The sequence below is a fragment of the Mucilaginibacter sp. P2_A4 genome (assembly GCF_056405015.1).
The window spans coordinates 1-26,443 of the sequence record NZ_JBFUCX010000029.1 but is presented as its reverse complement, the minus strand read 5'-3'; the positions used below and the strand labels follow the sequence as shown (position 1 = coordinate 26,443).

Below are 26,443 nucleotides of genomic sequence, written 5' to 3'. Positions count from 1 at the left end.
TTGTCATCCTGAGTTGTAAAATCCTGTGGCCTCTAAAGGTTAAATGACATATTTTTGTATAGCCGTGCAGCATGGCCGAACGAGTTATAGTGCTTAATGCCTGTTGCTGAGCATGGTTCCGAAGAACAGAGTCTGAAGGTGTGGTACGATCATACTGATTTGTCCGATGGGTAGCCTGTCTTTTCTTTATACTCCTTCGGGCACGGCTTATTAATAAAATAAGTCATTAATGGAAAAGATGCATTTTCATGCAGCCGGTATAGATATCGGCTCGCGTAAAGTTTTCGTAGGGCTTGAGAATAAGCCTGTACGTTCGTTTGAAACCTTCACCAGCGACCTGGTGGCCCTTAAAGATTATTTATTAGAAAACAGTGTAAGCACCGTAGCGATGGAAGCGACGGGTGTTTACTGGTATGTGCTGTATGATATCCTTTTGGATGCAGGATTAGATGTCTGGCTGGTAGATGGTCGTCAGACCCGTCAATTACCAGGTAGAAAAACAGATGTTAAAGATTGCCAGTGGATCCAGCAGCTGCACAGTTATGGTTTATTGAACCGCTGTTATGTTTCAGAAGGCTTGATCAAAGAATTACGCAGTTACCAAAGACTGCGGGAAGACCACCTGCGAAGTGCAGCCATGCATGTTCAGCATATGCAAAAAGCACTGATTGAGATGAACATCCGTTTGCCGGAAGTATTAAGCCAGGTTCACGGAGTAAGTGGGATGGCATTAATCACCGCTATACTGGCGGGCGAAAGAGATCCGCATCAACTGGTTTCGTTGTGCCATAAAAGTATCCGGGAAAAGAAAGGTGAAGAATTGTTGAAAGCCTTGGAGGGACATTATACTTCACAAGGACTTTTTGCATTGGATCAGGCTTATAAAGGTTATCAGTTTTACCAAGGCCAGATATTTGACTGTGACCGGCAGATCGATAGCACACTGCAAAAGATCAATAGGGATAAGACGCTGCCCCCGGGGACAAACGGAGGTAAAAGGAAAGCCATCCGCCACAATAAACCCCATATAAACGGCCTTGGTGACCATTTGTTAAAAATATTTGGCGGCAGGGATGCGACCAAACTGCCCGGGTTTACCGATTATAACTGGTTACAACTATATTCAGAAGTAGGGTCTGACTTGAGTAAGTGGCCAAGTGAAAAACACTTTACCAGTTGGCTTGGATTGTCACCGGGGCAGGATCGGTCAGGGAAAAAAAATAAAAGCAAGAGCAAAGGCAAGCCCACGGTAGGACAAATATTCAAGCAGATGGCCCACGGCTTATTAAACAGCAAGTATATTGGTTGGGGAGCATTTGCCAGAAGATTAAGARGAAGAAAAGGCCCCGCTATAGCTATTAAAGCAACGGCCAGAAAATTGGCTGTTCAATACTGGCGTTTAATAGTCAAAGGAGCTGACTTTGTGGAAAAAGGTTTGGAGGTCTATGAAGCCATACTTAAGGAGCAGAAAAAAAGGCGGTTAGAGAAACTCGCCTTTGAACTGAACATGGAATTGGTACCTGCATAACTAATATGTCATGGGTAGGAACGAAGGATCTATTCGCAGACTGTGCAGGGCGAAGAAGCATGGTGGAGAATAGATCCTTCACTATCGTTCAGGATGACAAAATTTTTTTTTCAAAACGACGTGAGAATATTGCTCACAAATTCCACGAGATTCTTCAATTACGTTAAAAAGTTCTTATCTTGTTTCCCCTTCTTTTTTTAAGGGGAAGCATTTATGACCAACCACGAAATAAAAATAGCTTTTGACGAATACGATTCTATAGAGCAATTGGATAAACCAGACTACGAGCTGTGCCTTGAGGCAGCTAAAGCATTAAAAAATTCACATTCACCATATTCAAAGTTTAGGGTAGGGGCGGCGTTACGCCTGCAAAGCGGCCGTATTATTTATGGCAGTAACCAGGAAAATGTGGCTTATCCATCTGGTTTATGTGCCGAACGGGTTGCGCTATTTTATTGGGGTGCCAATCATCCCGACGATCCGGTTGAGAGCATGGCTGTAACGGCCCAAACAGATGAGTTTATGTTGAGTAAGCCGGTAACATCCTGTGGTTCATGTCTGCAGGTTTTGGCCGAGGTAGAGAAAAAGCAGAAGAAGCCTATCAAAATTATATTATACGCAGCGGATAGCCCGGTTTGGGTAATTAAAGGCGTCGAAAACCAGTTGCCATTTTTGTTTTTTGAAGAAAGACTAATCTCCTAACCTATGAAATTGAAATTGCTTTTATTTTTAATCGGATGTGGTTTTGCGGCAAATGTATTTGCACAACAGGGCTTTCCGTTTGATAACGAGATCCGGGCATTTAAACACCAGGATAGTGTTAACTTCCCAAAAAAGGATGGTATCTTGTTTATCGGCAGTTCATCCGTTCGGCTGTGGAGCGATCTGGAGCAGCGTTTTGCAGATAAGCCCATTATTAAGCGTGGAGTAGGTGGTTGCGAACTTTGGCAATTGGTTGATTATTATACACCCTACATTCTTTTCCCATATCATCCCCGTAAAATATTTATTTACGCCGGCGAAAATGATATTGCAGCAGGCAAATCCGCCCAGTTTGTAGCCGATGAGTTTGCCAAGCTATGGGATATGATCCATGCTAAATTGCCCGGCACAGAAGTTTATTTTATGTCGATAAAACCAAGTCCCGTGCGTGCTAAGAATTATGCGGAAGTATATAAGGCTGATGAGTTAATAAAAGCTTACCTGAAAGGCAAACCTAAAAGTCATTATGTTGACCTGGTAACGGCAATTTACAAATCCGGAACCACTACGCCAGATTCCAGTTTGTTTAAAGGCGACTACCTGCATCTGAATCCCAAAGGCTATGATAAATGGGAATCGGTGCTGAAGCCGCTGGTAAAGTAGGGTCTTAAAAAAAATCCCCTCTCGAGAGGGGGCGCGTAAGGCAGAGCGTAAGCAGGGGTGTGTTATAAAAGCGATTGGTAAACAATGTTTATTCGTGGCGTGGTAGAACACACCCCTCTCAAGAGGGGAATCGCTCAATCCCGCCCCGCTTCAGTTCGTGACATTCGAATCAATTCGTGTCCAATAAAAAAGGCCCCGCCTGGCGGGGCCTATACTTACTTACATTTTAAACACTAAACTAAAACTATCTTATTTAAATACACTGTAAACGTTGGTGATTTTCCAGCCTTTGCCGGTATTAGCAACGGTTACATAATTGGTACGTACAAAACCATCAAACTGCATATCAACTTTTACTACAGCCATATCGCTGTTGCTTTCCATAATGGTTGTGCTGGTGGTGCAATTTTGTTCGGTATTTTTGTTGGCTTTTATAGATTCAATCATTTCGCCTTTGGTAAAGCTTAATACGTTTTTACCACGTAATAAATTGAATTTGGCCGATTGGTCAACCACGTCGCCAAAGCCCTGAACTTTGCCGCGGGTCATGGCATCTACATATGTATTTATCGCAAAATTGCGGGTTAAGTTATCACCTTCTGTTGTAACATTTGCTTTTGCAACGCCACATACTATTATTAAAGCTAAAGCTGCGAGTATTGATTTTAAGGTTTTCATATTGTTGTTGTTTTTGAGGTTATTTATTTCTTAATTTATATCTATAAGACAGCAGCCTTATTCCATTCGTTACAGAGAAATCAATTAATATATACGATTTAACAAACATTTAACAATTGGTATTATTTATTAAATATTTAGCAACGTTAGGATAATAAACCACGGCAATGATTGATTTTAATACCATTATTTTACAATTTGCTGAACAAGGCGAAAAAACCGGCTGGACATATATCGAAATCCCGGCTGATATTGCCCAGGAAATGAAACCCGGAAACAAGAAATCTTTCCGCGTAATGGGCAAATTGGATAACCTGGATGTGCGGGGCATGGCCCTGATGCCCATGGGCGAGGGGAATTTTATCATGTCGCTAAAACGCGAAATTTGCAAAGCCCTGCACAAAAGCCGCGGCGCCACGCTCCGGGTACAATTACAGCCCGACGACGACTTTAAATTCACCATCCCCACCGATCTGCTGGAATGTTTTGAATTTGAACCCGAAGCCGAAGTTTTTTTTAACAGTCTTGCCGAAAGCCACCGCGGCTACTTTATTAAATGGATAGATAGCGCTAAAACTGATGCTACACGCGCCAACAGGATTGCAGCAACTATAAATGCCATGGTGAGGCGGATGGATTACGGGATGATGCTGCGGGAATTGAAGCGGGCGAGGGAGTAGTGGGCTTTTACTTTTTTATGTACATGCCCTTTGACAGCGGCATAGTTTCCTGAAACCCAAACTGTGCATATAATTTATCGGCTTGTCCATCTGCTAATAAACTCACATAGCAGGTTGCTGGCAGCTTTTCATCTACGTATGATTTGATCTTCTCCATTATTTTTTTGCCTATGCCTTTACCTTGGTGTTGTGGTAGAACACAAATATCTACCACCTGGCAAAAACAGCCGCCATCGCCAATAACCCTGCCCATGCCAATGTAAGCCTCTTGGTCATTTTTTACCATTACAGCATATAAAGTGTGGGCTAAGGCGATGGTAGCAGCCTCAGCCGATTTTGTGGACAAGCCGCTGTCGCGTCTTAGTTGCAAGTAGGTTTCAAGTGGGATATTTTGTTCTACTATTTGCATGATTGTTTAATTTGAAAATATAGTTATTTACAATACTTTAATTTGGCCATTAATCCCGCTCACGGTGAGCTTTTATTAGAGTTCTCATGGGGGAAAAAATAAATGAAATAGCTATTTACCGCTCAAAAGCTCTTCTAACAAATCATCGGTTAATTTAATCCTGTCGTTTTGATTTTTCCATTTGCCGTTGCTGGGAGGGAATGCATTGCGTGAATAGCCTACTTTGTTTTTAAAATCAAATATGGCATGGCAGTAGTTATTGATCAATAAGGATGCAAGCTGCCAATCATCAGTCCATACAATTTTAAGGTTACATGGTTTGCCCTTGTCGGTCACGTTATCCACATCATAAATATGCACTGCGTCCAAAATTTCCTGACCTGGTAATTTCCCAATCGCGTAAAAATATCCTGTGGTAAGGTTATCTTCAAAAACAACCCCATGTGATGAATCCGGACTTACACTATCAAAAAATGTATCCTCGCCAACAATAAATTCCTCTTCTACCTCTAAAATCATACTATATAGTAAAGCACTAATTAGCGCAGCGCTAAAGTATCATAAATTTTATTTACCGGCTTAAGTAATTATCTGTATAGCTATGTTCATGGTTCAATATGATTAAGGTTTCCAGTTTTCAGGAAAAGGAATTCCCTGCATGGAGACCGTTTTAAAGCCCGGGATCTTAAAATCCACTCCTGATTGGTTGTAATAGAAAAAAGGATTGGTTTTAAAGTCCGAGTAATCTGCCAGCATCTGTTGTTCTAATTTTATTAACCGGTTACGGTATTTAGGGTCAAAAGGGGCTTCTTCTGGTTTTATAGCCAGTAGTCTTGTAATATATAACAGCAGATTATAACAGGTGGTAAATTGGCCGCAGGCTATTATACAAGCCTCGCTATGCACTTGCTCAGTCGATTGTTTATCAAACCATAGCGTTGTGCCTGTGTTAAAAGCTACCTGGGCTACAATCTGGATATCCTGGCTTGGGTCAAGCACAGGTGGCACCGGTGATTTATAACCATCATCGGCTTTGCGGTTAATGTTGTTTGAAAAAGAAAGATCATAGATATGGTTGCCCTTACCCCGGTTTTTCCATTGCGGCGAAAAATAAAATTTATTGTAAAGCAGCTGTCTTATCCGCTTTAAAAATATGCTCAGGTTAAGCATTAGCACGGATTCTGCCCTGGCGCTTATCAATTGCTTAATAATGCTTAACGGTGTTTTTGTAAAGTAACCAACCAGCAACGAAATTATCCTTTCGGTAAAGTTCTTTTTAAAGTTTAATATTAATGTAGAATTTGCGGCGCCCAATAGCTGGCTTCTTAAATATAAACTCAATACAAAAAAGATTAAAGGCAGGGTAATAAGTGCAGAACAAGCAACCGTTAATAAGGCGCAGTGTTGCTTTATCCCAAACCAAATGCCTGCCGATAAAATGACAATAACTGCTGCGGCTATAAACACCAATCCTCTTAGGGATAATTCCCAGCCTTTTTTCACCTCGGGCATTTCATAAGGTTCAATAAAATGACTGCCAACATCATTAACCATCAGCAGGTCAAAATGCCGCAGATCGGTTTCGTGCCTGGTTCTTCTGCCATCGGCATACATCATGCTTTGCAGGCCCTGGTTATCGGTAATACCGCCATCCATCAACCCGAAATGTTTTTTATTTATAAATTCCTTTTCCTGTTTATCGTCCGTTTGCGGTAGCATAGTAAGGGCGCTTTTGAGTTCTAACGGATATAAACCAGGGTACGTGAAATCATTAGGGAAAACTATAGGTTCAAAGCCAGCCGGAAAACAGGAAGATGCCGCCAGTATATCACCCAGTTTAATTTTACCCGCAGTTTTTTTATCGAGGTATATAACCATATTACCATAGGTAAAATAGGGGTCTTTACCGTTATCGGGAACCAGTTTTATATCCTGCCGAAAGGATTGGCCCGTAAAAAACTCGGTAGCGTTAAAACAAACCTCCTGTAAATGTTTGCCAGGTGATTCGTCATGAAAAAGCGATTCGAGGTTTGCGCAGTCAAATAAATGTTTATCATAAGCCAATGAAAACGCGTTAATGATATTGCGACTTTTAAGCTCTCTTGTTTTCCAGTACTTTTTGTCGGCCAGCATTTCCATTGCGTTTTTTAGCAACTCATCGCCGCTTAGTGCCGTTAAAAGTTTACTATAGTAATCGCCAAAGCTCTTGCCTTTACTGTTATACAAGGCATACAACGCTGTTGCTATTGTACCGCCGGATGCCGACGACATATAGGTAACCCTTTGTAAGAGGCTGTGGCCAAAAAGTTCATCTGTTGTATCATCAAACTTTATTTTATCAAGGTATGATAAAACGCCTAAAGAGAATGAAGCCGCACGAAAGCCACCGCCCGAAAAAGCGAGAGCGATGCTATCAAACGGTTTAATTATGGCAACCTCAAGCTTGTTTTCTGACAGCGGTTCGGGGGCTGGTATCTTATCCATAATACATAGGTTTTGGTTGTATAAATTTAGGTAATTATTATACAATATGCATAGGTTAAAATACCTGTTTACCAGTGTTTTTATAGATCTTTTTAATCCGCCAAAAATTTCTTTCTCCCAAAGTTTGCATTTATATAAGCACTTATATAAATTGCGCTATGAATTTATATCAAAGTTTGGGGTACCTGGTTTTGGGCAGTCGGTTAAGGCGATTGAGCGAAGCTTTTTTGGCCGAAATTAACCGGGCATACCAAAATGAAGGGATTGATTTTGATGCCAGCTGGTTCCCGGTATTTTATTTGCTATCCAGGAATGATGCGCTATCTATAAAGGAGCTAAGCGAGCAGATTGAGGTTTCGCACCCGGCGGCAAGCCAGTTGATTACCAATTTAAAAAACCGGGGATTGGTTACCAGCGCTACCTGTGCCGATGATGGCCGCAGGCAATTGGTAACTTTAACCGAGAGCGGCCGTAAGCTATTAGTGCAGATCCTGCCCATGTGGGATGCTATTGCGAAGGCGATGACCGAACTTATCGATAGCGATCCTTCCTCACAACAATTATTACCTGCAATAACCGCGCTCGAAAAAACATTTCGCTCGGTTAATCTATCTGAACTTATTAGCGAAAAATTAGTAACCGAACTAAAACCCGCCGATCATGAATAGTACATTCAATTATGGAAGCGATCATTTAACCATCGGTGTTTGCCTGGATATAGCGGCCGGCAAAACCAAAGGTGTTATTAATGCTGATACTGATCAGGCTATCCGTGCATCGTGGGGCGAGGTTGCAAAAATTGTTCATGCGCAAATACCAGTTTACGGAATTAATACAGGTTTCGGTCCGCTTTGCGATACTCATATATCTGAGGCTGATACTAGCCTGCTGCAAAGCAATATCCTTAAGAGCCATAGCGTAGGTGTGGGTAAACCCATCCCGCAGGAAATTGCCAAGCTGATGCTGATCACTAAAGTACATGCTTTGGCCCAGGGCTTTTCGGGCGTTGCACCCGAAACCTTGTACCGCATCATCTGGCATATAAACAATGATATCATCCCAATCGTTCCCGAAAAAGGGTCGGTAGGTGCATCGGGCGATTTGGCTCCATTGTCGCATTTGTTTTTACCATTAATTGGCCTGGGCGAAATATATGATCGGGGCGAAAGAAAACCTGCCCGTGAGGCCTTAAGAAAGCACAATCAGCTGCCTTTGGTATTAGGCCCAAAAGAAGGCCTTGCGTTAATTAACGGAACACAATTTATATTAGCCTTTGCCATAAAGGCGGTGCAAAGACTTGATGATGCTTTGAACCGTGCCGACCTGATAGGCGCCATGTCATTAGAAGGATTGATGGGGTCCACAAGACCATTTGATGCACGCATTCACGCACTCAGGCCATTCGCGGGGACCCAAATGGTAGCCAAACGGCTGTTTACTTTGTTAAATGGATCAGGGATCAATACATCCCATTTTAATTGCGATAGGGTGCAGGATCCTTATTCATTACGCTGTATGCCGCAGGTGCATGGCGCATCGCGCAATGCATGGCTTCACCTTAAACAGCTTACCGAGATCGAGTTAAATTCAGTTACCGATAACCCCGTTATTTTTAGCGCAGATGATACCATCAGCGGAGGTAATTTCCACGGACAGCCATTAGCCCTGCCACTTGATTATGCCACTGTTGCCGCTGCCGAGCTGGGCAATATTGCAGATCGCCGGTGTTACCTTATGAGCGAAGGCCGTTATGGATTGCCTAAACTGCTTACGCATAATGCAGGACTAAACTCGGGCCTCATGATACCGCAATACACCACCGCAGCGTTGGTTACCGAAAATAAAACGCTGTGTTTTCCGGCGAGTGCCGATAGTGTACCTACTTCGCTAGGGCAGGAGGATCATGTATCAATGGGTTCCATCAGTGGGCGTAAACTGCACATGGTGATTGATAATATAGAATATATTCAGGCTATTGAGCTGCTCTATGCATCGCAGGCGATGGATTTCCGCAGGCCGCTACTATCAACCCCTGTTATTGAAGCCCTGCACAGTTATGTGAGGCAGCACGTTCCTTTTATACAGGACGACCGTGTTTTTGCGGATGATATCAGCCAGTTACATCAAATTATTACCGATGGTTCATTTTTGGCAACTGCCAATGATGCGGCCATCAATAACCATATAAATCTCAGCCATGACGAGTTCGGAATTTATTGAAACCTACGCCAGCCACCCGGTGTATAAGTCGCCGCGCGGCATGCAACTGCATGCCAAAAGCTGGCAAACCGAAGCCCCATTAAGGATGTTGCTCAATAACCTTGATGGCCAGGTAGCCGAAAATCCCGACGAGCTGGTAGTTTACGGAGGCATTGGGCAGGCGGCGCGCAACCCGGAATCCCTCAGGAAAATTATTGAGTTGTTGTTGGAGTTGGATGAGTATCACTCACTGCTGGTACAATCGGGCAAGCCGGTGGGGATTGTCCGCAGTCACCCCGAAGCACCACGTGTTTTAATAGCCAATAGTAACCTGGTCCCCGCATGGGCCAACTGGGAGCATTTTAATGAACTGCGCGCAAAAGGTTTGATGATGTATGGCCAGATGACGGCCGGCAGCTGGATTTATATAGGTACGCAAGGTATTTTACAAGGTACCTATGAAACATTTGTAGAGTGCGGTAATCAGCATTTTAACGGCGATCTTACGGGTAAGCTCATCGTAAGCGCGGGTTTGGGCGGCATGGGCGGCGCTCAGCCATTGGCCACGACTATGGCGGGTGGCATATTTTTAGGTGCCGATGTTGATGCAACCCGCATCCAAAAACGGGTAGATACTCAATACATTGACCGTATGACCCATTCTTATGATGAGGCTATAGCCTGGGTAAAAGAGGCCATCGATAAAAAGGAAACACTTTCCGTAGGATTAGTAAGTGATGCCGGTGACTTGCTGGAAAGATTATTAAAAGACAATATTATCCCAGATATTTTAACTGATCAGACGTCGGCTCATGATCCGCTGAATGGGTATATACCTAACGGGCTGTCATTAAATGAAGCGGCTGTTTTACGGAAAAGTGATGCCGTGGAATACAAGCGCCTGTCGCTAAAAAGTATGGCGAGGCATGTGGGGCTGATGCTTGATCTGCAAAAGAAAGGTGCGGTAACTTTTGATTATGGAAACAACCTGCGCGAGTTTGCCAAACAAGGCGGCGAGCAGGATGCTTTTAATTTTCCCGGCTTTACGCCGGCATATATTCGCCCGTTGTTTTGTGAGGGCAAAGGCCCGTTCAGATGGGTAGCTTTATCCGGCGATCCCGAAGATATTTATACAACTGATAGGGCGCTCATGGAAGCATTCCCAGAAAATAAGCCATTGCTTACCTGGCTTAAAAAAGCGCAGGAAAAGATTTCTTTCCAGGGCTTGCCCGCCCGTATTTGTTGGTTAGGCATGGGCGAACGCGAAAAAGCAGGGCTGATATTTAATGACCTGGTGGCAAGCGGTAAAGTAAAAGGCCCAATAGTAATTGGCCGCGACCATTTGGATTGCGGCTCGGTAGCCTCACCCAACCGCGAAACCGAGTCCATGAAGGATGGATCTGATGCGGTATCTGATTGGCCCTTGTTGAACCTGATGGCCAATGCCTCGGGTGGCGCTACATGGATCTCGTTCCACCACGGTGGTGGTGTCGGGATGGGCTACTCCCAACATGCCGGCATGGTTGTATTGGCCGATGGTACGGAGCGCGCAGCCACCTGCCTTAAACGGGTTTTATATAATGATCCGGCAATGGGCATTTTCCGCCATACCGATGCCGGTTACGATAAGGCGGAAGAGTGGGCAGAAAAGTTTGGATTGAAGGTATGGTAGAATGAGCTGAAAGCTTAAGGCCAAAGGCTGAAAGCAATTATTAAAAACACGTCATAGGTAGGCATAAAATCCACGGGCTCTGAAGAATAAATAACGTTTTAAAAGATTTGTCATCCTGAGAAATGACGTTTTAAAAGGTTTGTCATCCTGAACGCAGTGAAGGATCTATTCGCAGACTTTACAGGGCGAAGAAGCATAGCGCATAACAGATCCTTCACTATGTTCAGGATGACAAAAAGGTTTTTGTAGATACATCATGGTTATATACCTCGCAATGACGCTAGGAAAAGGTTAACAAATGAAAAAACTAATAGGTCCGTTTACTCAAATACTTCCTTTAACGGGATTGCCGCTTAAAGGGGCGCTCAAGGATGATCAATTGCACATCATTCCCGGGGGAGGTGTATTGGTTGAGGATGGGCTGATAATTGCTGTTGATGATTTCAATAAACTGAGATCGAACTATCCATCGGCACAAATTGAAGAAATTGCAGGCGACCATGTTTTACTTCCTGGTTTTGTTGACTGCCACACGCATTTATGTTTTGCTGGCAGCAGGGCTAAAGATTATGCTATGCGAATGGAAGGTAAAACCTACCTGGAGATAGCGCAATCGGGTGGTGGCATCTGGGATTCAGTAACACAAACCCGCGCGGCTGATGTGATCATGCTAACGAGCCTGTTAACAAAACGGGTGCAACGCCATGTAGCCGAGGGTGTTACCACTATTGAGGTTAAAAGTGGCTATGGTTTAAGTATTGATGCGGAATTAAAACAGCTGCGGGCTATAAAGGCTGCGGCTGATATGACGCAGGCCAGCCTGGTATCAACATGTTTGGCGGCACACATGTTACCTAAAGATTTTAATGGCGATCAACAAGCGTATCTTAACCATGTACTGCACGATCTGCTCCCTGTTATCAAACAAAAGGGACTTGCCAACCGGGTTGATATTTTTATTGAACAAAGCGCTTTTAACACCAGCAATGCACTCAACTACCTGGCTAAAGCCAAGCAAATGGGTTTCGAGGTAACTATACATGCTGATCAGTTCACAACTGGTGGCAGCGATGTGGCTGTTAAAGCACGTGCATCATCCGCAGATCATTTAGAGGCAAGTGGTGATTATGAGATAAAATTATTGGCTGGTTCTGATACCGTAGCTGTAACTTTACCCGGTGCCTCGATGGGTTTGGGTATGCCATATGCTCCTGCCCGTAAATTGCTTGATGCAGGTGTCTGCCTGGCAATTGCCAGTGATTGGAACCCAGGATCGGCACCAATGGGCGATTTGCTATTGCAAGCTGCTGTTATGGCCGTTTCAGAAAAGCTATGCGCCGCCGAGGTTTTTGCAGGATTAACGGGCAGAGCCGCGCAGGCCTTAAAACTAAACGACCGGGGTATGTTATCAAAAGGTAAGCTTGCCGATATGCAGGCGTACCCATGTGATGATTACCGGGAGATATTATACCACCAGGGGAAATTGAAACCGGAAAAGGTATGGATTGCCGGATCATAAAGAAATAAAAAGCGGGGATGGTGCGATTCCCTTCACAGGAGGGAAACTTGAAATGTTAATACCAATGAACTAATAAACGTTGAACTAATGAACCAACTAATAGAATGCGTACCCAATTTTAGCGAAGGCGTAAACCTTGATATCATTAAACAGATCACCGATGAGGTGGAATCAGTGGAGGGAGTGAGGCTATTGAATGTTGACCCCGGCAAGGCGACAAACCGCACTGTGGTAACTTTTGTTGGTGAGCCATCAAGCGTGATTGAGGCTGCATTCCTCGCCATAAAGAAAGCCGGTGAACTGATTGATATGAGCAAGCAAAAGGGCGAGCATCCAAGGATGGGCGCAACGGATGTGTGTCCGCTGATACCCATTAGCAATATCAGTATGGAAGAGACTGCTGAGTACGCCCGTCAGCTGGCTAAGCGGGTGGGTGAAGAATTGCAGATCCCCGTTTATTTATATGAGAACGCGCAGCCTGATAAAACCCGTAGTAACCTGTCTGTAATAAGGGCCGGGGAATACGAAGGCTTTTTTAAGAAGATAAAACTACCGGGATGGGCGCCTGATTTTGGTCCGGCGGAGAATGATGTAAGGCGTGGTGCTACGGTGATAGGAACCCGTGATTTCCTGGTAGCTTACAATGTAAACCTCAATACCACCTCAACCCGCAGGGCAAATGCCATCGCTTTTGATGTACGGGAGGCCGGGCGTGTATTGCGGGAGGGTGATGCAGCTGCAGGTAAAATTATAACGGATGAAAATGGTAAACCCAAATCAATCCCCGGTTCACTGAAAGCAGTAAAAGCCATTGGCTGGTATATTGAGGAATACGGCGTGGCCCAGATCTCCATGAACCTTACCAATATTGAAATTACCCCGGTACATAAAGCCTTTGATGAGGTTTGTATCAAAGCCAATGAGCGCGGTATTCGTGTTACAGGCAGCGAACTGGTGGGGTTGATACCACTAAAAGCCATGCTGGAAGCCGGTAAGTATTTCCTTCGCAAGCAACAGCGTTCTGTTGGGGTAAGTGAAAAGGAGCTGATCAAGATCGCGGTGAAGTCGATGGGATTGGATGAGCTTTCGCCTTTTAAACCCGAAGAACGAATTATAGAATACCTGCTAAAAGATAAGGCCGATAGTAAACTGATCAGCATGAGCCTTGCCGATTTTGCCGACGAAACGGCCAGCGAAAGCCCGGCTCCGGGTGGTGGCTCTATTTCTGCATATATTGGTTCTTTAGGAGCTTCGTTGGCTGGCATGGTTGCCAACCTCAGTTCGCATAAAAAGGGGTGGGATAGCCGTTGGCAGGAGTTTAGCGATTGGGCGGAGAAAGCGCAGCTGTACAAAAATGAACTATTGCGTTTAGTTGATTTGGATACCAGTGCGTTTAATAAGATCATGGAATCCTTTGGTTTGCCAAAATCAACAGATGACGAAAAAGCTATAAGAAATCAAGCAATACAGGATGCCACCAAATATGCTATTGAAATTCCCTTTAAGGTAATGCAGACCGCGCTGGATAGTATGGAAGTAATTAAGGCGATGGTGGAGATTGGCAACCCCAACTCTGTAACCGATGCCGGCGTTGCAGCACTTTGTGCCCGCACGGCGGTTTTAGGTGCGTTTATGAATGTGAAGATCAACGCTTCGGGTTATAAGGATAAGGATTTTGTGGTAGATGTTATTTACCGGGGTAATGAGATTGAGCGGAAAGCGATGGCTTTAGAAGCAGAGATTATTGAACTGGTGAATGATAAGATAGGGTTGTAAAATTTGGCCTATATTGATAGCTGGGGTGTTGCACCGGAACGGGTGGAACATGTGGATCGGGTCGAACATTATTTGTGTTGATAGTGAATGCTTTAAGCTTTGTTAAAAATATAGGGTGGAACATTTTTTGTGTTGATAATCAAATGCTTGGAATTTTGCTTGTAAGAAGCTCCACACATCCTTGAGGCATAAAATCCGGAGAACACTAAAGGTGAAATGACTTTTGAAAAATTTGTCATCCTGAACGGAGTGAAGGATCTATTCGCAGACTTTACAGGGCGAAGAAGCATGGCAAATAACAGATCCTTCACTACGTTCAGGATGACAAAAAGTTTTTTGAAGACACGTCATTGCTTCGTGCCAATGACGGTCGTGTTTATTCATTCATTTTTAGACAGCTTCTAAGTGAATGTTCTGACGATGGCGTCCACTTTAAAACATCAATGCTTTTTTCCAGGTTACAGACTCAATCGCGGTTTTCCAAACCTTTAAACTTTTACCTGAATCTACATGTTTCTTTGCAGACTGTTCAAGTCTGCGGGTATAAATTATTAGCATATAACGTTAAAGCAAAAAAGGCGATGAGTTTTTACGCCCACCGCCTTCAAAGTCCATAGACTAATATTAGAATCGATATCTTACAAACGCTTCCATCGCTTCATATTCAGCTAAACCTAAACGGTCATAACGCTGGGCGGTATCACGTGTTCTGTCTTCAGCCCTCACCCAAAACTCGCGTGCATCATCACCCGGGAACACCGGGCGGTCTTTTTGCGACTGGTGCTTGAAGATGGCGTTCCGCTTGCGGATCACCTCCTCGGGTGATAAAGGCACCGACATTTCAATCTCGTGGGTTTCAAACTCATGCCATGCCCCGCGGTACATCCACAACCAGCAATCCTTTACCCAGTCCTCGGTTGCTTTCAGGCGGTTAAGGGCGGCCAGGATAATGTTGAAACACACCAGGTGCGTACCATTCGGATCGGCAAAATCACCGGCAGCAAAGATCTGCTGCGGTTTTATTTTTTGAAGCAGGTCGATGGTTAATTGAATATCTTCCTCGCCTACGGTGTTCTTCTTGGTTTTCCCCGTTTCGTAAAAAGGCAGGGCCATAAAATGAATATGGTCATCGCTTAAACCAGCATAACGGGCACCCGAGATGGCCTCTGTTTTGCGAATAAAACCTTTCACATCCCGGATCTCGCGGGTATCGATCTGGTTAGGCTGTTTCTGCGGGAAAAAGGCGCGCATCTCCTCGTATAAGGAAGTCAGGTGACCGTTATCCTCACCAATGCTATGGGTAAAATCGATGGCGAACTCCATATAACGCAATACGTCATCATCCCAAACGGCGGTATTGCCCGAGGTCTGGTAAGCCACATGCACATCATGTCCCTGGTCTACCAGGCGGATAAAGGTACCCCCCATAGAGATCACATCATCATCGGGGTGCGGGGAAAAGATCACCGAGCGTTTCTTGGCCGGCAAAGCCCTTTCCGGGCGCTGGGAATCATCCGCATCCGGTTTACCCCCCGGCCAGCCGGTAATGGTATGCTGGATCTGGTTAAAAATATCAATGTTGATGTTGTAAACAGGTCCCTGCTCCACGGCAAGCTGTGCCATGCCATGGTTATTGTAATCCTCTTCGGTGAGTTTCAATACYGGTTTGCCGATSGTGTCAGCCAGCCAGATCACCGCTTTTTTCCTCARTACTTTATCATCCCAGGAACAATCTTTCACCAGCCATGGSGTATCAAAACGGGTCAGCTCGGAAGCGGCYGCYTCRTCCARTACAAACTCCACATGGTCAGAGAGCTGCAGGTAGGTAGCCGGTACTTCGCCCGAGATTTCGCCTTCCACGGCTTTTTTGATGATGGGCGCTTTCTTGGCGCTCCAGGCCATCAGGATGATCTCGCGGGCTTTAAAAATGGTACCGATGCCCATGGTGATGGCTTTGGTAGGCACATTGGCCTTGCCTCCAAAATCACGGGAAGCATCATTCCGGGTCAGGTCATCCAGGGTAACCAAACGGGTGCCCGAGTTGGGTGCAGAGCCCGGCTCGTTAAAACCGATGTGACCGGTACGGCCAATCCCCAGGATCTGGAGGTCCAGGCCACCCAGTTCCTCAATCTGGTGCTCATAAGCGAGACAGAAAGCGGCCACGGCATCTTTATTTAGGGTACCATCGGGAATATGCACATTGGCGGGTTCAATATCCACATGGCTAAATAAATTCTCGTACATGAAAGTAACATAGCTTTGGGCGGCATTGGGCTTCATGGGATAGTATTCATCCAGGTTAAAGGTGATGACATCCTTGAATGATAAACCTTCCTGCTGGTGCAGGCGCACCAGTTCGGCATACACGCGCACCGGGGTAACCCCGGTAGCCAAACCCAGTACCGCTTTTTCGCCTTTGCTTTGCTTGTCGCGGATGAGTTTTGCTATCCTTGATGCTACCGCAATTGATGCTTCCTGCTGGTTGCCATAAACGGTTACCGGCAGCTTCTCGTACCGGGTTTCTTCCAATAAATTTAATCGAGCCATAATTTTTTAAAGAACCTTTGTTATATATATGTTGAATTAAAAAGATCACAATACAAAAAACCCCCGCCGAAGCGAGGATTCTATCAAACCAATTAACAAAACCGTTTTAACCTCACCGACATAAGGCTAAAATTAATTCCATTTAATAACAAGTTGTGCATTACTGGTACAAACATAATAAAACTAATTTTCAAATAAAAGAACTTTTTAAATTATTTTAATAAGTTATTTTAATGTTTCCAAAAGGTTAATTACAAATAAAAAAAGAGCTCCTGATGGGCAGGAACTCTAATTTAACCAATTATAAAACATAAATATGAGAAGAGAAGATGCAAGGGATGGAATCGAACCATCCCGCTTTGCTGCCAAATCAGCGCCCTGCGTTATAGCTGTTAAATGAACCCCATTTACAAACTATCTGCCACAAATATATAATTAATTCTATAATGTCTATGTATTTAGTAGAATAAATATAAATTTATTTTTGTTGTGTCAATCGCCGGTTACTCAAAAATCATCATCTGCACTTATGGTACGTTCGTCGATACAAAACTACTCTCTGTCGATACACGTTTTATTAGCTACAATTTAAGCTGAAAACTTGCCGTTAAGCTGGTAATTAATTAAAAGTTTAACATTCAACCTGCTTAACGCTTGCCCAACTAAAAATTAATTTTTATGATCATACTACTTTGTGGACTATCCGGCGCCGGAAAAACAACCCTTGCTATAAAGGTTAAAGAATGGCTTGGCCGGGCTCAAATTTTAACAGAGGTAATTGATGCCGACGAATACAGACAGGAACTTTTTCCTGATCTGAAATATTCAAAAGACGATCGCTTTGAAAACATCAGGCGGCTGGGTTTTATAGCGAGTAAATTCAGCGTGCTGGGTATTGTTCCCATCATTAGCGCCATAACGCCTTATGAAGCCATGCGTCAGGGTTTGGTTAATGCTTATGACGATGTTAAAGTAGTGCATGTAGATTGCCCGATGAGTGTTTTAAAGCTTCGCGATACCAAAGGGCTATACCATAGAGCGCAACTACCCCAGAACGATCCTCAGCGGGTTTGTAATTTAACAGGGGTAAATGATCCCTTCGAGGTGCCGCAGGCCCCCGACCTATATATCAATACCCATACTTATGATATTGCCAGATGCACAGACAGGCTCTTCGCCTTCATAGAATATCAACACTTTTTATCGCGCCAAAAATCCATATTTTTTGTTAAACAGCCGCCGGTTAAATCACAATTAAACTAACACTCATGCAACATCAAACATTAATAATAGCCGGTATGCACCGCTCCGGTACCTCGTTAATAACTAACTGGCTCAACCGCTGCGGCCTGGAAATAGGCGAACGCCTTTTGGGGAGCGGTACTGGCAATGTAGATGGGCATTTTGAGGATATAGAGTTTTTAAGGCTTCATAAAGATATATTAGATAACAACAGCCTCGATGTATCTGGCCTGGTTGATGCTAAAAAGATCGAACTTTCGGCATATCAGTTGGGCAAACTGGAAACTATTATTAAAATAAAACAACAACTGTATGAGCAATGGGGCTGGAAAGACCCGCGTACCTGCCTGTTCCTGGATACTTATAACAAACTACTGCCCGAGGCCAAATACCTGGTTATTATGCGCGATTATAACGCGGTGATCAATTCGTTGCTTAAACGGGATTTTGCTGTTATTGATAAAAAATACCTGGCCCGCAATTATTTTTCAAGGCAAGTGTGGGTATACCTGAGGCGTAAACGTAGGGTAGCAAAATTTTATGCAGAACATGCCGAAACCTATTTAAGGGTGTGGATAAATTATAATGAAGAAATATTAAGAACGCTTAAAAAACTGTCTGTTGATGATTACCTTGTGGTTAACTACGAGTTGTTATTGGAAAAGGATGAGCAGATCATTAATTTTTTGAAAGAAAAATGGCAGTTTAACTTAAGCTATTTTGATTTTAACCAGGTATATAAAGGCGATTTAATGAGTCGCGCAAATGACGTAGATCCCTTTATCAATACCAAAACTTTACTGATAAAGGCGCAATACCTGCAGCTGCGTTTAAATCATTTTGTAAGGCTGGGATAGGGGGAATTGATGTGCAGATGTGTAGATTTCAGATGTGCAGATTTTTGATGTGCGGATTTTAGATTATTTTCTGAACCGGGATGAAGCGAATTTATCAGATTTTTGAGATTTTGATTTTCCAGCTTACTGCCGTCGTCCAGGTAATCCCTTAATCAGACAAATCCAGGTTCAGACAATCATCTGCACATCTGTAATCTGAAATCTGCACATTAATTTTTATCTTTACCCATCCAAAAGTTTTTTAGCATATAATGAGTGAAGATCTGAATCAAAACGAGATACCAGCCGATAATAACGAAACATTACATAACGTTACCTCACTCGACGGTTTATACGAAAACTGGTTTCTTGATTATGCCTCCTACGTAATTCTTGATCGTGCGGTACCGCACATCAACGATGGTTTAAAGCCCGTACAACGCCGTATCCTGCATTCCCTAAAGGAAATGGACGACGGGCGTTTTAATAAGGCAGCCAACGTAATTGGTAATACCATGAAATACCACCCGCATGGTGATGCATCCATTGGGGATGCCATGGTACAGATAGGCCAGAAGAACCTGCTGATTGATTGCCAGGGAAACTGGGGCGACCCTGTAACCGGCGACTCGGCAGCGGCGCCCCGTTATATCGAGGCCCGTTTATCCAAATTTGCTTTGGATGTTGTTTTTAATGCCGATACCACTGTTTGGCAGGCCAGCTATGATGGCCGTAACAAAGAGCCTATAACGCTGCCGGTAAAATTCCCTTTACTACTGGCCCAGGGGGCCGAGGGTATTGCCGTAGGTTTGGCTACTAAAATATTACCGCATAATTTTATTGAGCTGATTGATGCATCAATAGCTGTATTAAAAGGCGAGCGACCTAATTTATTGCCTGATTTCCCTACCGGGGGTATGGCCGATGCTTCGGCTTATAATGAGGGACAACGCGGCGGTAAGGTAAGGGTGAGGGCTAAAATTATGGAGCGTGATAAAAAAACGCTGGCCATTACCGAAATACCTTTTACTACCACAACCGGAGGCTTGATTGATAGTGTGATATCGGCCAATGATAAGGGTAAGATCAAGATTAAAAAAATTGAAGATAATACGGCGCAAAATGTGGAGATCATTATTCACCTGGCGCCGGGCATCTCTCCGGATGTAACTATCGATGCGCTTTATGCCTTTACCGATTGCGAGGTTTCCATATCACCCAATACCTGCGTAATTCAGTCTGATAAGCCGCGCTTTATGAGCGTGAATGATATGCTTACCGAGAGTACATTTTTTACCAAAGAATTGCTTAAGCAGGAGCTGGATATCAGGCTGAAGGAATTGATGGAGAAGATATTTTTTAGTTCGTTACTAAAGATATTTATCCAGGAAGGGATGTATAAAAATCCCGAGTACGAAACCTCCGGTAATTTTGAAACCGTACTGGAAGTACTTAACCGTTTGTTTGAACCCTTCTTTCCGCTGTTTTACAGGGTAATTTTGCCCGAAGACTATAAGAAGCTGATTGATAAGCCGATGAGCAGCATCACCCGTTTTGATGTTAAAAAAGCGGATGAGCAGATGAAGACTCTTGAAAACGAAATTAAAGAGGTAAAACATCACCTTAGACACCTTACCGATTACACCATTGCCTGGTTTAATAAACTGAAGGAAAAGTACGGTAAGGATCGCCATCGTAAAACCGAATTGCGCACCTTTGATAAGGTAGAAGCTGCCCAGGTAGCATTGGCCAACATCAAATTGTACGTGAACAGGGTGGATGGCTTTGTTGGCTCGGGCCTTAAAAAGGATGAGCAGGTGGAGTATGTTGGCGATTGCTCTGATATTGATGAGATCATCGTTTTCCGATCAGACGGCCGGTGCCTGATCACCAAAGTGCAGGACAAGGTTTTTGTGGGTAAGGATATTATCCACGTAGCCGTATTTAAAAAGAACGACGAGCGTACCGTTTATAACATGATTTACAAGGATGGCGAAAGCGGTATCGCCTATATCAAACGATTCTCGGTAGTGGGTGTTACCCGCGATAAGGAGTATGACCTTACCAAAGGCACCAAGGGAACCAAAGTGTTGTATTTTACAGCTAACTCCAATGGTGAGGCCGAAATAGTAAATGTGCAGCTTAAGCCACACTCTAAACTGAAAAAGCTTCAATTTGATGAGGATTTTGCCATGATAGCCATTAAAGGTCGTGGATCGATGGGTAATATCATCACTAAATACCCGGTTAAAAAGATAATGCTGAAAAGCAAGGGCGTATCTACCCTGGCCGGAAGAAAGATCTGGTATGATGACATCCTGAAAAGACTGAATGCCGATAGCCGTGGTAAATACCTGGGCGAATTTGATGGCGACGACCGCATCCTGAACGTACTGAGTAACGGTGTTTATGAACTCACCAATTTCGATTTAAATAATCATTTTGACGATAAAATGATCCTGATTGAAAAGTATGATCCTAAAAAGGTTTATTCGGTTATCCACCTGGATGGAAAATCGAAAAACTATATGGTAAAGCGTTTCATTTTCGAGAATATCGCTATTGGTAAACAGATCAGCATTATCAGTGATGAACCAGGATCAAAACTGGTGTATATTGCTAAAGCAAACCAGCTGGTTCAAATAGTGCAGCTGAGAGGCAAAGAACAAACTCCCGAAACGATTGAAGTAAATCTTGCCGATTTAATAGATGTAAAAGGCATGAAGGCTATGGGTAATCGCCTGTCGCAATTACCTATAAAATCTGTTGAACTTATTGTTACCGAGGATGTTGTTGAGGAGCCTGAGGAAGAAGTAACGGAGGCAGAATCAGATGACGCTGTGAATACTGAGGAGGAAACAACAACTGCAGCTGATGAAATTGAACCTGCCGATTCGCAGGAAGCTGAATCAGTGAAACCCAAAGATGAACCGGTAGAACCGCCCGCTAAGCCGGCGCAATCCCCACCAAAGAAAGTGGATTTCGAGATCACCAATCCCGGCGATATTGATATTGACGATAAAGGTCAGATAGGGTTATTTTAATATTCAAAGCCACCAGGAACGCTAAGCCCTGGTGGCTTTTTGCTTATACATCAATCAATAAAAATGAAACGAATTATTATTGCCTGCCTTATGCTGATGGCAGCTTTTACATCATTAAACGCCCAAACAGCTAAACATACTTTTGCCCTGGGCGATTCTGCCTTTATGCTGGATGGGAAACCCCTGCAGCTAATTTCGGGCGAGATGCATTGCTATCGTGTGCCCCGCGAATACTGGCGCTCGCGTATGAAGATGGCTAAAGCGATGGGCTTAAATACCATTGGCACCTACGTTTTTTGGAACGCGCATGAGCCTGTACAGGGTACCTATGATTTTACGGGTAATAATGATATAGCCGAGTTTGTTAAAATAGCTAAAGAAGAAGGCCTTTGGGTAGTGATGCGCCCAAGCCCGTACGCCTGCGCCGAGTGGGAGTTTGGCGGCTACCCCTGGTGGTTGCTCAAGGATAAGGATTTGAAGGTACGTGGTAAGGATCCTAAATTTTTGCAGGCCTACAAAAATTATGTAATGCAGGTAGGTAAGCAGCTTAGTCCGTACCTGGTAACCAACGGCGGTAATATTTTAATGGTGCAGATAGAGAATGAATATGGCTCATACAGCAACGATAAAGAATACCTGGATATTAACCGCAAAATATTCCGCGAGGCGGGGTTTGATGGTGTATTGTTTACCTGCGATGGTCCATCGCAATTGCCTGCCGGTTATTTGCCGGGTTACTTACCCGCGGTAAATGGGCTGGATAACCCTAAAGAGGTAAAAGCGCTCATCAATAAATACCATGATGGTAAAGGCCCATATTATATAGCCGAGTGGTACCCGGGTTGGTTTGATAGCTGGGGCACCCCGCATGCTACTACCAAAGCAGATGAGGATGCTAAAAAGCTGGATGAAGTTTTAGCGGCAGGGATCTCTATCAACATGTACATGTTTCATGGTGGTACTACAAGGGCTTTTATGAATGGGGCAAACATGAGCAAAAAGGATCCATACTCGCCGCAAACATCAAGTTATGATTATGACGCGCCACTGGATGAATCAGGTAACCCTACGGCCAAGTTCTACAAGTTTAGGGAGGTGATACAAAAGCATTTACCCGCAGGTGTAACATTGCCACCTGTGCCTGCGAGTAGTAAAACTATCGCTATCCCAAACATAGCCCTATGGGATAGAACGCCGTTATTCGCCAATTTAGGTAAGCCTGTGATAAACGAAAAGCCACTTTGTTTTGAGGATTTAAACCAAGGTTATGGTTTTGTTTTATACCGAACGACGCTTAAAAGTGCTGCCGAAGGTTTGCTAAAGGTTAAAGAAATGCGTGATTATGCAACTGTTTATTTAAACAACGAACGTATTGGGGTTTTAGACAGGCATCTTCGTTTAGATTCATTACAACTAAATGCTGCTAAGAAAGGTGATGTGCTTGATATACTGGTTGAAAACAATGGCCGCATCAATTACGGCCCTTACTTAACTGATAACCGCCAGGGAATAACAGAAAAGGTAACGCTGAACGGTGAGGAATTGTTAGGTTGGAAAATGTATAAGTTTCCGTTTGAGTCAACTGCCGGGTTTAAATACGCTACCAATAAAGATATTTATGAACTGGAACCTGCTTTATATAAGGGCAGGTTCATGCTAACCAAAACCGGCGATACTTATTTGGACCTAAGCAAATTTGGTAAAGGCTTCGTGTTTTTAAATGGGCGTAATATTGGTAAATACTGGAATGTTGGTCCGCAGCAAACCTTGTACATACCAGCCGGCTGGTTAAAAAAAGGATTGAATGAGATAGTGGTTTTTGATGAATTGAAAAACGGGCATACCCAAATTGCCGCACTTGATCATCCTATCTTAAACCAGGTTGTAAAAGATTGATTTTTGAAATAATAAAATACCATCAAAAGCGGTATTTTATTATTTTTGGATTACATATATAATCCTATATCTTTTTACAATATGAATATGCTTTTCGGCGGCGGCGGTTTGTATTATATCCCACTTATTTTGGAGGCTATTTGCACTATTCATTGCCTGCGCAGGGGTACACAGCAAAAGTGGCTGTGGATTATCATATTTTTACCTGTTATTGGCAGCCTTATTTATATTTATTCCGAAATATTAACCAATCGCTCTGCTTTGCGGGTACCAAAGCTTAATGTAGGCGCTGTACTCAATCCGGGAGCTAAACTCAAAAAGCTGGAAGACGACCTTCGCTTTACAGATACCTTTGCCAACAAAGTAAAACTGGCTGATGCCTATTTGGAGGCTGGTTTTACCGATAAAGCCGTCGACCTGTATGAAACGAGCCTTACAGGGGCATTTGCCGAGAATGAACACGTAATGGCCCAGCTTATTGTGGCTTACTCCAACCAGGGCAGATATGAAGAGGTTATTCCTATTGCCAAAAAACTGTATAAGCTGCCCCAGTTCGCCCGTTCAAAAGCGCATATAGGTTATGCTATAGCTTTGGAAAATACCGGGCAGGTTGAGTTGGCCGAGGCTGAGTTTAAAGCCATGAAGGGTCGCTATTCGTACTTTGGGCCACGTTATGAGTATGGTATGTTTTTGGTGAGGCAAGGCCGCGATGAAGATGCTCACCAGGTTTTTACCGATATCCTGAACGAAGTACCGCAGCTTAGCGCCATGGAACGTAAAGCAAGCAAGGTTTGGTTTGCCAAAACCAAAGATGAGGTAAAGAAATTATCGGTACAGAAAGCAGTTTAAGGAGATTTCTTTTATGCCCCATGTCATGCTGAGTGGTAAAATCTGGTGGCCTCTGAAGGGGAAAATGACAGAACAAAAATGCCTGTCATCCTGAGCCTGTCGAAGGATAGCGGGTAAAGGCCTCTCCGCGCGAGTCTTCGACAGGCTCAGACTGACAGGTCCACACGCCTCAAAATCCAATACGTCATGCTGAACTTGTTTCAGCACCCCACATGCTAAGTGTACTTCAAGCAGTCCACCCGTCCTGTGGGATCCTGAAACAAGTTCAGGACGACTTCAGTTTTATAACTTGTCATACGAGGCACTCGTTTTTATAGGGTGTCCGTCCGTCCGCAGATGCCCATTACCGGCGGACACCTAAAGAGTACTTTTACAGGCTTATAAAAAACGGCGCTTCAAACACATGGCCTGCATGTAACTTTTGAATCAATTCTTTTTTGCTGATATCTTTTTGTTCACCTTGTGTATCGGCACAGCCCAACCATGGTTCAATACACACAAAATCGGCGCCGGGTTTGGCCCAGATGCCCAGGTAAGCAAAATGGGGGAACTCAACCGATAGGGTTTGATCGTGTTTGTTGCTTTTAATGGTTACCATTCTTGACGATAGCTTTTTTAATACCAGCGCGTCGGCATCAAAAAGGTGACGGGTTAAATGCAGCTTATTGCCCGGAGTAGGCACCGGGTGACTTTCGCCGGTGAAAAAACCATCGCCCGATAAAAGCTCCGTTTCCAGGTGCTCGTCAGTTTCAAACTCTATATAGTAATCCTCATAATTTTCGCCCTTGTTAAAGGGGATATTAAAGGCCGGATGCGCGCCTACCGAAAAATAGATGGTTTTTTTATCCAGATTGATCACCTTGTAGGTAATCCTGAGGGAGTTATCAATAAGGGTGTATAGTACCTGGTAGTCAAACTTGTAGGGGTAAACCTGCAATGTTTTATCGCAGTAAGGCAACGAAAAACTGGCAGAAACATCATCTGCATTCAGTAAAACAAATTCCGACTGCCGCGCAAAGCCGTGCCTGCTCATGGGATATTTTTGCCCATCAACCACAAGCTCGTTATCAATTAAACCACCCACAACCGGGAATAAATTTGGCGCATGCCATGGCCAGATGGATTCATCGGCCTGCCACATATGTTCAGTTCCGGTTGCCTTGTCAATTAATGAGCTTAGCTGTGCGCCTTTAGCATCAATTTGGGCTATCAGGTATTCATTTTCAATGGTAGTCATAGAAATTATGGTTATGCTGAACCGAATTTATGGAATTATGTGAATTTCACGAATTTTTATCTCAAAAGCACATATTCCCTAAGTTAAAGCGGCTGTCTAAAAATGATTTATTAAATGTTTTTAGACCTCTAATGAAGCACATCCCCACGCGTCATTGCGAGGTACGAAGCAATCCCCGCCTTACAGAGTAGCTATGCAAATCGGATCTGCAGAGTTCGGGATTGCTTCGTACCTCGCAATTGTAAGGGTTTAGTAATTCGGTAACAGAATCAGGTATTTTTATTTGTTGTTTAGGGTGACCATATCGATAGGTTTTTTACCATTGATGCCCTGATGTGGCCGTTCCCAGTTATAATAAACAAGATATTTGAGGAGTTCATCTTCCAGCTCTTCAAAGCTGTCGAAATCGGTATCTTCAATAAGGTCTTCTTTAAGGGTCCTCCAAAAGCGTTCCACCTTGCCGTTCGTTTGCGGCCCGATAA

General features: G+C 43.8%; 21 protein-coding genes. 14 read left to right on the top strand and 7 right to left on the bottom strand.

From position 1 onward, the window contains the following. Positions 1-229: 229 nt before the first annotated feature. The 3 genes from AC1DYB_RS30130 to AC1DYB_RS30120 all read left to right on the top strand — a co-directional run bounded on the left by AC1DYB_RS30130 (position 230) and on the right by AC1DYB_RS30120 (position 2,893). Positions 230-1,528, top strand: a complete 1,299-nt coding sequence (locus AC1DYB_RS30130) for an IS110 family RNA-guided transposase (protein ID WP_477440610.1) — start codon at positions 230-232, stop codon at positions 1,526-1,528. Positions 1,529-1,741: 213 nt separating this feature from the next. Further along, positions 1,742-2,230 carry a cytidine deaminase gene (locus AC1DYB_RS30125; protein ID WP_477395833.1) on the top strand — a complete coding sequence of 163 codons (489 nt, stop codon included), beginning with the start codon at positions 1,742-1,744 and terminating at the stop codon, positions 2,228-2,230. Positions 2,231-2,233: 3 nt separating this feature from the next. After that, positions 2,234-2,893, top strand: a complete 660-nt coding sequence (locus AC1DYB_RS30120; RefSeq protein ID WP_477440608.1) for a GDSL-type esterase/lipase family protein — start codon at positions 2,234-2,236, stop codon at positions 2,891-2,893. 249 nt (positions 2,894-3,142) lie between these two features. On the opposite strand, the gene AC1DYB_RS30115 is transcribed toward AC1DYB_RS30120, so the two are convergent. Further along, positions 3,143-3,571, bottom strand: coding sequence for a nuclear transport factor 2 family protein (locus tag AC1DYB_RS30115; protein WP_477395829.1), 429 nt, complete (start codon positions 3,569-3,571; stop codon positions 3,143-3,145). A gap of 167 nt (positions 3,572-3,738) precedes the next feature. Between AC1DYB_RS30115 and AC1DYB_RS30110 the strand changes: the two genes are divergently transcribed. After that, complete coding sequence (locus tag AC1DYB_RS30110; RefSeq protein ID WP_477440606.1) at positions 3,739-4,251, top strand: YdeI/OmpD-associated family protein; 513 nt, start codon at positions 3,739-3,741, stop codon at positions 4,249-4,251. 7 nt (positions 4,252-4,258) lie between these two features. Here AC1DYB_RS30110 and AC1DYB_RS30105 read toward each other — a convergent pair whose 3' ends face one another. From AC1DYB_RS30105 to AC1DYB_RS30095, 3 genes are all read right to left on the bottom strand, one after another. Then, the gene (locus AC1DYB_RS30105; RefSeq protein ID WP_477440604.1) at positions 4,259-4,660 is read right to left on the bottom strand and encodes a GNAT family N-acetyltransferase; all 402 of its coding nucleotides are present in this window, start codon (positions 4,658-4,660) and stop codon (positions 4,259-4,261) included. Between the two features lie 111 nt (positions 4,661-4,771). After that, positions 4,772-5,179, bottom strand: a complete 408-nt coding sequence (locus AC1DYB_RS30100; RefSeq protein ID WP_477440602.1) for a DUF2251 domain-containing protein — start codon at positions 5,177-5,179, stop codon at positions 4,772-4,774. Positions 5,180-5,281: 102 nt separating this feature from the next. Continuing rightward, positions 5,282-7,144, bottom strand: coding sequence for a patatin-like phospholipase family protein (locus AC1DYB_RS30095; protein ID WP_477440600.1), 1,863 nt, complete (start codon positions 7,142-7,144; stop codon positions 5,282-5,284). A gap of 158 nt (positions 7,145-7,302) precedes the next feature. Here AC1DYB_RS30095 and AC1DYB_RS30090 point away from each other — a divergent pair, with 158 nt between their 5' ends. From AC1DYB_RS30090 to ftcD, 5 genes are all read left to right on the top strand, one after another. Next, positions 7,303-7,812: a MarR family winged helix-turn-helix transcriptional regulator gene (locus AC1DYB_RS30090; protein WP_477440598.1), complete on the top strand. Its 510-nt coding sequence runs from the start codon at positions 7,303-7,305 to the stop codon at positions 7,810-7,812. After that, complete coding sequence (hutH, locus tag AC1DYB_RS30085; RefSeq protein WP_477440596.1) at positions 7,805-9,364, top strand: histidine ammonia-lyase; 1,560 nt, start codon at positions 7,805-7,807, stop codon at positions 9,362-9,364. Before AC1DYB_RS30090 ends, hutH begins: the two co-directional genes overlap by 8 nt. After that, on the top strand, positions 9,342-11,015 hold the full coding sequence (locus AC1DYB_RS30080) for a urocanate hydratase (protein WP_477440594.1): 1,674 nt from the start codon (positions 9,342-9,344) through the stop codon (positions 11,013-11,015). Before hutH ends, AC1DYB_RS30080 begins: the two co-directional genes overlap by 23 nt. Positions 11,016-11,313: 298 nt before the next feature. Continuing rightward, positions 11,314-12,534 (top strand): imidazolonepropionase, encoded by a 1,221-nt coding sequence (gene hutI, locus AC1DYB_RS30075; protein ID WP_477440592.1) that lies wholly within the window; start codon positions 11,314-11,316, stop codon positions 12,532-12,534. 87 nt (positions 12,535-12,621) lie between these two features. Then, positions 12,622-14,310, top strand: a complete 1,689-nt coding sequence (gene ftcD / locus AC1DYB_RS30070) for a glutamate formimidoyltransferase (RefSeq protein WP_477440591.1) — start codon at positions 12,622-12,624, stop codon at positions 14,308-14,310. Positions 14,311-14,934: 624 nt separating this feature from the next. Here ftcD and nagB read toward each other — a convergent pair. Further along, positions 14,935-16,857: a glucosamine-6-phosphate deaminase gene (gene nagB / locus AC1DYB_RS30065; protein WP_477440589.1), complete on the bottom strand. Its 1,923-nt coding sequence runs from the start codon at positions 16,855-16,857 to the stop codon at positions 14,935-14,937. 678 nt (positions 16,858-17,535) lie between these two features. Here nagB and AC1DYB_RS30060 point away from each other — a divergent pair. The 5 genes from AC1DYB_RS30060 to AC1DYB_RS30040 all read left to right on the top strand — a co-directional run bounded on the left by AC1DYB_RS30060 (position 17,536) and on the right by AC1DYB_RS30040 (position 24,724). Then, a complete protein-coding gene (locus AC1DYB_RS30060) occupies positions 17,536-18,120 on the top strand; it encodes an adenylyl-sulfate kinase (RefSeq protein WP_477394995.1) in 585 nt (194 codons plus the stop codon). A 5-nt stretch (positions 18,121-18,125) separates the two neighbouring features. Next, complete coding sequence (locus tag AC1DYB_RS30055; protein ID WP_477440587.1) at positions 18,126-18,956, top strand: hypothetical protein; 831 nt, start codon at positions 18,126-18,128, stop codon at positions 18,954-18,956. 251 nt (positions 18,957-19,207) lie between these two features. Then, positions 19,208-21,979, top strand: a complete 2,772-nt coding sequence (locus tag AC1DYB_RS30050; protein ID WP_477440585.1) for a DNA gyrase/topoisomerase IV subunit A — start codon at positions 19,208-19,210, stop codon at positions 21,977-21,979. Positions 21,980-22,042: 63 nt separating this feature from the next. After that, a complete protein-coding gene (locus AC1DYB_RS30045; RefSeq protein ID WP_477440583.1) occupies positions 22,043-23,875 on the top strand; it encodes a glycoside hydrolase family 35 protein in 1,833 nt (610 codons plus the stop codon). Between the two features lie 81 nt (positions 23,876-23,956). After that, entirely contained in the window at positions 23,957-24,724 is a 768-nt protein-coding gene (locus tag AC1DYB_RS30040; RefSeq protein ID WP_477440581.1) for a PLDc N-terminal domain-containing protein, read from the top strand. 370 nt (positions 24,725-25,094) lie between these two features. Here the strand turns inward: AC1DYB_RS30040 and AC1DYB_RS30035 are convergent, their stop codons facing one another. Continuing rightward, positions 25,095-25,961 carry an aldose 1-epimerase family protein gene (locus AC1DYB_RS30035; RefSeq protein WP_295717890.1) on the bottom strand — a complete coding sequence of 289 codons (867 nt, stop codon included), beginning with the start codon at positions 25,959-25,961 and terminating at the stop codon, positions 25,095-25,097. A 279-nt stretch (positions 25,962-26,240) separates the two neighbouring features. Then, the coding region (locus AC1DYB_RS30030) for an integrase core domain-containing protein (protein ID WP_477440578.1) at positions 26,241-26,443 on the bottom strand (203 nt) is incomplete at its 5' end.

What these genes read in the sequence shown, in the direction of transcription:
- AC1DYB_RS30095 (WP_477440600.1), bottom strand. Translation starts at nt 7,144, where the DNA reads ATGGATAAGATACCAGCCCCCGAACCGCTGTCAGAAAACAAGCTTGAG.
- AC1DYB_RS30115 (WP_477395829.1), bottom strand. Translation starts at nt 3,571, where the DNA reads ATGAAAACCTTAAAATCAATACTCGCAGCTTTAGCTTTAATAATAGTA.
- AC1DYB_RS30055 (WP_477440587.1), top strand. Translation starts at nt 18,126, where the DNA reads ATGCAACATCAAACATTAATAATAGCCGGTATGCACCGCTCCGGTACC.
- hutI (WP_477440592.1), top strand. Translation starts at nt 11,314, where the DNA reads ATGAAAAAACTAATAGGTCCGTTTACTCAAATACTTCCTTTAACGGGA.
- AC1DYB_RS30080 (WP_477440594.1), top strand. Translation starts at nt 9,342, where the DNA reads ATGACGAGTTCGGAATTTATTGAAACCTACGCCAGCCACCCGGTGTAT.
- AC1DYB_RS30100 (WP_477440602.1), bottom strand. Translation starts at nt 5,179, where the DNA reads ATGATTTTAGAGGTAGAAGAGGAATTTATTGTTGGCGAGGATACATTT.
- AC1DYB_RS30045 (WP_477440583.1), top strand. Translation starts at nt 22,043, where the DNA reads ATGAAACGAATTATTATTGCCTGCCTTATGCTGATGGCAGCTTTTACA.
- AC1DYB_RS30050 (WP_477440585.1), top strand. Translation starts at nt 19,208, where the DNA reads ATGAGTGAAGATCTGAATCAAAACGAGATACCAGCCGATAATAACGAA.
- hutH (WP_477440596.1), top strand. Translation starts at nt 7,805, where the DNA reads ATGAATAGTACATTCAATTATGGAAGCGATCATTTAACCATCGGTGTT.
- ftcD (WP_477440591.1), top strand. Translation starts at nt 12,622, where the DNA reads ATGAACCAACTAATAGAATGCGTACCCAATTTTAGCGAAGGCGTAAAC.
- AC1DYB_RS30105 (WP_477440604.1), bottom strand. Translation starts at nt 4,660, where the DNA reads ATGCAAATAGTAGAACAAAATATCCCACTTGAAACCTACTTGCAACTA.
- AC1DYB_RS30090 (WP_477440598.1), top strand. Translation starts at nt 7,303, where the DNA reads ATGAATTTATATCAAAGTTTGGGGTACCTGGTTTTGGGCAGTCGGTTA.
- AC1DYB_RS30110 (WP_477440606.1), top strand. Translation starts at nt 3,739, where the DNA reads ATGATTGATTTTAATACCATTATTTTACAATTTGCTGAACAAGGCGAA.
- AC1DYB_RS30040 (WP_477440581.1), top strand. Translation starts at nt 23,957, where the DNA reads ATGAATATGCTTTTCGGCGGCGGCGGTTTGTATTATATCCCACTTATT.
- AC1DYB_RS30125 (WP_477395833.1), top strand. Translation starts at nt 1,742, where the DNA reads ATGACCAACCACGAAATAAAAATAGCTTTTGACGAATACGATTCTATA.
- AC1DYB_RS30035 (WP_295717890.1), bottom strand. Translation starts at nt 25,961, where the DNA reads ATGACTACCATTGAAAATGAATACCTGATAGCCCAAATTGATGCTAAA.
- AC1DYB_RS30120 (WP_477440608.1), top strand. Translation starts at nt 2,234, where the DNA reads ATGAAATTGAAATTGCTTTTATTTTTAATCGGATGTGGTTTTGCGGCA.
- AC1DYB_RS30060 (WP_477394995.1), top strand. Translation starts at nt 17,536, where the DNA reads ATGATCATACTACTTTGTGGACTATCCGGCGCCGGAAAAACAACCCTT.